At 47.3% G+C, this 7,990-nt stretch carries 9 protein-coding genes; 7 read left to right on the plus strand and 2 right to left on the minus strand.

Annotated elements, in window-relative coordinates:
• Window positions 1-362: SPFH domain-containing protein (locus QXE01_10160; GenBank protein MEM4971597.1), on the minus strand; the 362-nt coding region annotated here is incomplete at its 3' end.
• 54 nt (window positions 363-416) lie between these two features.
• On the minus strand, window positions 417-1,661 hold the full coding sequence (locus tag QXE01_10165) for an NfeD family protein (protein MEM4971598.1): 1,245 nt from the start codon (window positions 1,659-1,661) through the stop codon (window positions 417-419).
• Window positions 1,662-1,870: 209 nt separating this feature from the next.
• Between QXE01_10165 and pdxS the strand changes: the two genes are divergently transcribed.
• From pdxS to QXE01_10200, 7 genes are all read left to right on the plus strand, one after another.
• Window positions 1,871-2,872: a pyridoxal 5'-phosphate synthase lyase subunit PdxS gene (gene pdxS / locus QXE01_10170; protein ID MEM4971599.1), complete on the plus strand. Its 1,002-nt coding sequence runs from the start codon at window positions 1,871-1,873 to the stop codon at window positions 2,870-2,872.
• A 1-nt stretch (window position 2,873) separates the two neighbouring features.
• Window positions 2,874-3,467, plus strand: coding sequence for a pyridoxal 5'-phosphate synthase glutaminase subunit PdxT (gene pdxT / locus QXE01_10175; protein ID MEM4971600.1), 594 nt, complete (start codon window positions 2,874-2,876; stop codon window positions 3,465-3,467).
• A 12-nt stretch (window positions 3,468-3,479) separates the two neighbouring features.
• Entirely contained in the window at window positions 3,480-4,598 is a 1,119-nt protein-coding gene (locus QXE01_10180) for a hypothetical protein (protein MEM4971601.1), read from the plus strand.
• A 76-nt stretch (window positions 4,599-4,674) separates the two neighbouring features.
• Entirely contained in the window at window positions 4,675-5,871 is a 1,197-nt protein-coding gene (locus QXE01_10185) for a site-2 protease family protein (protein ID MEM4971602.1), read from the plus strand.
• 10 nt (window positions 5,872-5,881) lie between these two features.
• Complete coding sequence (gene rimI, locus QXE01_10190) at window positions 5,882-6,385, plus strand: ribosomal protein S18-alanine N-acetyltransferase (protein MEM4971603.1); 504 nt, start codon at window positions 5,882-5,884, stop codon at window positions 6,383-6,385.
• 158 nt (window positions 6,386-6,543) lie between these two features.
• Window positions 6,544-7,641 (plus strand): DegT/DnrJ/EryC1/StrS family aminotransferase, encoded by a 1,098-nt coding sequence (locus QXE01_10195; GenBank protein ID MEM4971604.1) that lies wholly within the window; start codon window positions 6,544-6,546, stop codon window positions 7,639-7,641.
• A gap of 128 nt (window positions 7,642-7,769) precedes the next feature.
• The coding region (locus tag QXE01_10200) for an MFS transporter (GenBank protein ID MEM4971605.1) at window positions 7,770-7,990 on the plus strand (221 nt) is incomplete at its 3' end.

Below are 7,990 nucleotides of genomic sequence, written 5' to 3' on the forward strand. Positions count from 1 at the left end.
AAAGTGGTTACAGCAATGCCTGTGGATGCTGTTACATAGTTGCTAACAGCTGTAACCGCTTTCACGGGATCGAATACCTTTAGATATACAAGAAGATCTATATCTACTGGTGCATTATCCTTGGTTATACATGTCTGCGGAGGTATATCTATAACGAACTCCCTGAGATCCACCCTCTGTGCTGTATCTATGATGGGTACCAGGAATACTAGTCCAGGGCCTCTAACACCGATCATCCTTCCGAGTCTGAAAACCACTAGCCTCTCATATTCTGGTACAATCCTTATAGATCTGGCGAGTATGATTAGAATTATTATTAAAGCGAATATTATTAGCACAAGGCTCACAGGGTCTAGGGGCATGTGATGCCACCTATCTATATAGCCTCTGCAGATTTAAACCTTTGATCATATGGTCTATTCCTCATATATCTTTACCCTCAGTATAAGGCCCTCTACAGATACCACCACTACCTTAGAGCCAGAAGGTATCTTCCCCGAGACAGAGTATGCTGTCCAGTCCTCCCCAGCTACATATACAACACCTGGGCTTGTCTCGCTGATATCTGTTTTGGCTATCCCGATTTTTCCGATGAGCATCTCCTCCGGCTTATATCTCTTCATCCTAATAGTCTGTGCCGCTTTATACACTATAAAACCTATGATCCCTGCGAATGATGTTATTAGAATAGCTATGGCTATCACATCTACACTTAGAGTCCCTGGGGGCCTCTGGGTGATAAGCATATATATCCCGAGGCCGAGCATTATAGCTCCTGCAATGCCAAAAGCTCCTAGGCCTGGGGTTATAAGTTCTATGATCACCAGCACCATGCCAGATAGTAGCAATGCTATTGAAAGCAGATCTGGAGGTACTATGCTCATACCATAGAGTGCTAGAAGTATTAATAGGGCTCCCGCGATTGCGTACCCCTGGAAGCCTGTTATAAAGATCTCTGCTAGTATTAGGTAGAACCCTATTGTAAGTATTAGAGAGGATATAAGGGGGTCAGATAGTATCGAGATCAGCTCTTCGAAGTAGCCCTTTCTATATGTCTCTACAATCGAGAGATTCTCAGCGGATAGCACATCCCCCAACTCCTTAGCAGGGAGTGCAATGCCCATGGAGATAGCCTCTCTATCTGTTAGGGTTAGGCTCTCCCTCACAAACCTCTCAGCGATCCTCACCTTCTCAGGATCTCCATATGCTCTCTCAGCTAAAGCTCTGAAGCGGGATGCAACATAGTTGACGGTCTTATCATCAGATGGTATGGGCTTAGCAGCACCTATAGAGCTCCCAGGAGCCATATAGATCTTGCCACATGCTAGGGAAACCATGGAGGCTGCTGATACAGCCTTCCCACCAGGTGGTATATATGCTATGCATTTAACACCCGAGGATATCAAGACCTCTGAGATCCTATCTGCAGAAGCTACATAGCCTCCATAGCTATCCACGATCAATATAACAGAGAATCCCCCCTCCCTAGCATCCCCTACAGCCCTCTCTATAAGAGATGCCATGCCCCCATCTATATTACCTCTAACCTCCACAGCTAGAGCAGCATTGCTCTGGCTAAACTCTAGGGAGGATGAAATATGCTGGTAAACACCTATAAGAGTTATTATCAGGAATAGCATGATAAACCTAGGGCTTATCATCAAATCCCCACCCCTGTATATAATGGTAAGAACCATATCTATTACTAAGTTAATGTTTTATCCATATGACCCCTCCCCAGCTTTAGGACTAAGTTTCTGCTAGGATCTCGTGTTTATCCCTTATTGGATTACCCATTATCAAGCTGGTGAACGTTCAACAAGCTTTAACAAGCCCCCGAGAAACTATTGTATCGGTGATCCTTGTGAAGCTGGTGGATGCATATATATTTCTCGAGAGGTTGAGGGATCTATTGTATTCGCTTCTGGAACAGAGGGATCGTGCTAGAGAGTCTGGGCTTGAGGTGATCCCTCTGAGAGAAGCTGTTCCCCTGGTGAAGTATGGGTTCATATCTATGTTCAAGGGCGGTGTAATCATGGATGTTACCAGCGATAAGCAGGCTGAGATAGCTGAGGATGCCGGTGCCGTGGGTGTGATGGTTCTCGATAAACTCCCCTACGATGTTAGGATGGCTGGTGGTGTTGCTAGGACAGCAGATCTCAGGGTGATCGAATCTGTTATGAATACAATCACAATACCTGTCTCGGCTAAGTGTAGGATAGGGCATTCCGAGGAGGCAAGGCTTCTCGAGGAGATAGGGGTTGACTTGATAGATGAGAGCGAGGTCCTCACACCTGTTGATGAGAAGGCCCATATAGATAAATGGGCTTTCAAAACACCCTTTGTCAACGGTGCCAGGAATCTTCCAGAGGCTCTGAGGAGGATCTATGAGGGCGCATCTATGATCAGAACTAAGGGCGAGCCTGGGACTGGGAATGTTGCTGAGGCTGTTAAGCATATGAAGCTCGTTAACAGGGATATAGCGATGCTTAGGGGCCACTACCTGAGAGGGGATTACGAGGCTATATGGGTATATTCTAAGGAGAATAGCGTTCCATACGAGCTTACCCTCCTAACAGCTAGGCTTGGAAGGCTGCCCGTGGTTAACTTCGCAGCAGGAGGCATAGCTACTCCCGCAGATGCTGCGCTCATGATGTGGCTAGGTGCTGATGGTGTGTTCGTTGGTTCTGGGATATTTAAGAGCAGCGATCCAGAGGCAAGGGCTAGGGCTATCGTGCTTGCAACCTCATTCTACGACGATCCCGAGGCGGTTGTTGAGGCCCAGAAGATGGTTTCTGAGAAGCAGGCTATGATGGGGATAGATATAAGGAGCTTGAAGCCTGAGCAGCTTATGCAGGTTAGGGGTGTGTGATTTGAGGGTAGGTGTTCTAGCCCTCCAAGGGGATTTCCTAGAGCATGCAGAGATCCTCAGGGAGCTGGGTGTGGAAGCGGTATATGTTAAAAAGCCCGGAGACCTAGCAGGGATCGACGCCCTCATAATACCTGGGGGAGAATCGACAACCATTGGAAACCTGATCTCGGCGAGGAATCTTGGCGAGCCCATAGCAGAGCTAGCAAGATCCGGCGTCCCGATTATGGGAACCTGTGCAGGGGCTATACTGCTTGCTAGAAAAATCGTTGATAGAGTGGTTGGGGAGACCAAGCAATATAGGCTGGGGCTAATGGATATAGGGGTTGTTAGAAACGCCTTCGGGAGGCAGAGAAACTCCTTCACAGCGAGGATAAGCCTTGAGGGTGTGGGAGAGGTTAGTGCTGCATTCATAAGAGCCCCCGCTATTGTCGAGGCTTGGGGTGGTGCGAGGATACTGGGATACATAGATCATCCAGTTGCTGGTAGAGTAGGGGTGGCTGCTCAGCAGGGAAGCATGCTAGCCCTATCATTCCACCCGGAGATAGCTGGTGATAGGAGGATCTATAGCTATTTCCTAGACCTTGCTAGAAGATAGCGGGCATGTTCTTTGGATAGCGCTGTGCTTAGATGCAGCAGGTGTGGCAGGGATCTAGGTGATAGCTATTTCCAGCCTAGATGCCCATTCTGCAGAGGATTACCCCTTATAACCTATGAGGATCCTAGGTTCAGACCAGATCCATCTATGCCTGGTATATGGAGATATAGCTCCCTACTCCCACAGCTTAGCACGAAGATCTCTAGGGGTGAGGGGTTAACACCTATCTCGAAGATCGGTGGTATATATGTTAAGAATGAGAGGTTCAACCCAACTGGTAGCTATGCTGATAGAGCCTCAGCGGTTATAGCCTCCTACATAGCTAGCCTGGGGTTTAAAAGGGTTGCTATTAGATATGAGGAGGCTTTCACAAGATCTATGGCTTATTATTTAACAAGCTCAGAGGCTTCCCAGGCTATATTCTGCATTGAAGATCCTCTAGGGGTTAGTGTTGATGATTTCCTCTACCTCTTTAAAAGGGGGGAGATCTCCACATGCTCTAAAAACCATGAGGCAGTTGTTATAGAGTATTCGAATCCCCTCACAGTTGAGGGGCTCAAAACGATATTGTTTGAGCTATATGAGAGGAGGATAAGATCCAAGTATGTTGTTGCACCAGCTAAAACAGGGATACTCGCGATCTCCCTTGCAAAGGCTATACAAGACCTAGAGGAGGCGGGTTTAGATGCTGATTACGAGGTTATTGCTGCCATCAAGAAAGGAGATCCTGTGCCCGAGGTTATAGGAGATATAGGGCGTATCAAGCTGGTGGAGGTCGACGAGGCCGATATAATAGAGAGTCTCAAGAAACTTACAGGCAGGGGGATATATACAGCGCCGATATCAGCTGTTGGATACCATGTTGCAAGCCAGCTTGGCGATGCTATCGCTATAATAACTATAGGCTATAGAACATCTAGTGGGAAGCGTGGGGGCGAGCTCAGAGGTGTTGTTATGAAAACCCTTGAGAGGCTTGGAAAGGCTACTGCTTATGAGATATGGAGGGAGAACCGGAGATATTCATTAAGAGGTATATACAAGGCTGTTAGGAGCTTGGCTGAGGAGGGTATAATATGTGAGGAAGTAGTTGCTGAGGGTAATAGGAAGGTGAGACGATACAGACTCTGTTAATAGATCTAGACGCTCTATTGATTCTATTTTAGAAACACTTATACCCCCTATAGATTAGATCCTTTGGCGATATGTTTTGGAACCGCTTCAACTGATCCTATTGATAGTCGCTATCGAGCTAGCTCTATATGGGCTTGCATCCTCGTCTCCACAGGTTAGGAGGGTATTTGAAAGGGTCGGCCTCGACCCGATCCCACTAGGTGTTCTTCTTAAGAAGAGAGGCTCAGCCGATGCTCTGAACATCTTCCTAGGATCTAGGAGGGCTAGGATATTCTTCACCATAGGCATACCTATGATGGTTATATCTATGGCTCTATTCTATATATTTGTATATATAGTTGGTATTGAATTCGTGGCTAGGTTTCTAAGAGCTGTTTCCAGCGGTGGTGAGACGCCGCAGTCCCCTCTGATCCCGATTATCCCTGGGATCACGATAACCGGTGAGGATATCATATACCTCCTCATAGCGATAGGTGTGAGCGTAACTATTCATGAGCTGGGGCATGCCATAGCTGCTAAGGCTGAGGGGATGAGGATTAAGAGCTATGGTGCGGGGCTAATACTATTTATACCCCTAGCATTTGTGGAGCTCGAGGAGGAGGATCTGTTGAGGGGCGTTAAGACAGCGGCGGGGAGGATCCTCTCAGCCGGTATATTTATGAATATACTGTTGTTCGCAGCATCAGCAGGGGGTATAATAGGCATCACATACCTCGCCCCCCTAGCAGGGGTTTCACAGGGTATAATAGTTGAGGGTGTTGAGAAGGGCTCTGTAGCTGAGGCCAGCGGTGTCGAGCCAGGGCTTCTACTTCTAAGCATAAATGGAACCCCTATAAGGGGGTTGGAGGATTTTATGAGGTATAGGCAGAGTATAGCCTCTGATAAGGGTATCTACCTATTGATTGAGGGTATATATCCGAATGGATCTAGATATAGCGCTCTAATCTATAAGCCAGCTAATGTCACAAGGCTCGGCATATATCTGAGCGTAGCCCCTCTAGCCCTCGGCCTCTCGATGGGTGCTCTGGTTAGCATCAACGATCATGGCTATGTAAGGCTATACTGGCTTGAAAATGTGATTAGGGCCCTCCTATGGATCTCGATCATAAATATAAGCCTAGCCGTTATAAACGCTGCACCCCTATATATAACCGATGGGGGTAAGTTCCTAGATATAGTATCGCCTAGAAGACTCTCGAGACCCCTCCAGGCTATAACATCCGCAGGGTTTATACTGATCTTCGCCTTATCCCTTATAAACATATTATCCTAGGGTGTATAGCATGGGCAACGCAGAGCCTCGGTGGAGATGGGGCGATATAGAGTGCTTTAGCAATCCCCCCGAGAGCTTTTTAGAGGAGATCTACAGGGTTGAGCTAACATGCTTCAAAGACCCCTATCCACCGAGGCTCCTCCTATACTATCTAAGACTCTCCCAGGATCTATTCATAGCATGTAGATCAGGGGGTAGGATTGTGGGCTACGCGATAGGGGTTATAGAGAACTTCGGCAGAACAGGGCATGTGGTCTCAATATGTGTTCATAGGGATTATAGGAGGAGGGGGGTTGGGAGGAGGCTGATGGAGATCCTTGAAGAGCTCTTCAGGAGAAAAGGGGCTGTAGAGACAAAGCTAGAGGTTAGGGTTAGTAATGAGCCTGCTATAAACCTATATAGATCTATGGGATATACAATAGTAGGGATCCACCATGGCTACTACAGCGATGGAGAAGATGCGTATATAATGTCTAAAAACCTATTATCAAGCCTCGGCACTAGCTCGATATAACCTTTTGAGGGGGAAGCCACTTTATAGATGGGATCCATAGCACTTTAAATCCTAGAAATGATTTCCCTGAGTGGATTGTATTAAGCAATGCCTCTGATCTATATACTATTACTTTTAAGTTTGTTTGATATTGAAGAGTATATCTAGGGGTGGATTAAATGGCTCTAAGGATCAGGGCCTCCATGCCTGTCATCGATGAGGAAGACATATCTATGGTTATAAATGTTCTTAAAAGTGGTTGGCTAGCCTACGGACCGGTTGTTGAGGAGTTTGAAAAGTTATTTGCCGAGTATATAGGTGTTAGGAGGGCTCTCGCTGTTAGCAGTGGAACCGCTGCTCTAGAGCTCTCTCTCAGGGCTCTCGGTGTTGGTGTTGGTGATGAGGTTATTGTTCCCAGCTTCACGTTCATAGCTACGGCTAATGTTGCTCTCTCTGTGGGTGCTAGGCCTATCCTCTGTGATATAGATCTCGAGACATATAATATAGATCCTAGATGTGTTGAGGAGAAGATCAATAGGAGGACCAGGGCTATAATACCTGTGCATCTATATGGACACCCAGCCGATATGGATCCTATATTGAGGGTTGCCAAGGATCACGGGGTATACGTTGTTGAGGACGCAGCCCAGGCCCACGGGGCCCTCTATAAGGGGCGTAGATGCGGCTCGATAGGGGATCTAGGTGCTTTTAGCTTCTATGCTACGAAGAACATGACAACAGGTGAGGGTGGTATGGTGACTACCAATAGCGATGAGCTGGCCAGGAGGATCGAGCTGATGAGGAATCATGGGCAGGAGAGCAAATACCTCCATATAGAGCTTGGGTGGAACTATAGGATGACATCTATACAGGCTGCGCTGGGTATATCCCAGCTGAGGAAGCTTGAGATGCTTAACGAGGCTAGGAGGAGGAATGCCGAGAGGCTTACGAGGGGGATTGAAAGGCTTGGCTGGCTGAGACCCCCTAGGGAGATGCCGTGGGCGAGGCATGTGTATCACCAATACGTGGTATATCTGGAGGATGACGCGCCCATCTCGAGGGATATGCTTGTTGAGCACCTCAGGAGGCATGGCATAGAGGCTATGATCCACTATCCCCTCCCGATCCATATGCAGCCTCTCTATAGAAGACTTGGATATGGAGAGTGCTGCCCAAACTCCGCCAAGGCCTCGCAGAGGGTTCTAAGCCTCCCGGTGCATCCCGGCCTAGGAGAAAGAGATATAGACTATATAGTAGAGGTTCTATCAAAGATATAGCATTCCCTCGAGTGGTTGCCCGTTCTTCTCATCATTATCATCGATGCCTCCAGCCCGTCTATCCTATCCTGTGGTATTAATGGTAAAATATTTATAGTTCTTAAACGAACATATGTTCGGTGATGTTGTTGAGAATCGAGGAGACACTAGATCTGGAGAAGCCTTCTAGAGAACAGCTCAGAATCCTCTGGATAGCAAGGGTTTCATGGATGTTCGTTGCCATGGAGATAATATTGGCGGCATTCACACTCCCATACTTCATAAGGATCTTCTCCCTCAGCGGTGTCGAAGCCGGTTTCCTAGCCTCTGCTGTTCTAATTGGAGATATAATAGGCGCGGCGATCTTTGG

This window comes from Sulfolobales archaeon (assembly GCA_038897115.1).
Taxonomy (GTDB): Archaea; Thermoproteota; Thermoprotei_A; order Sulfolobales; family AG1; genus AG1.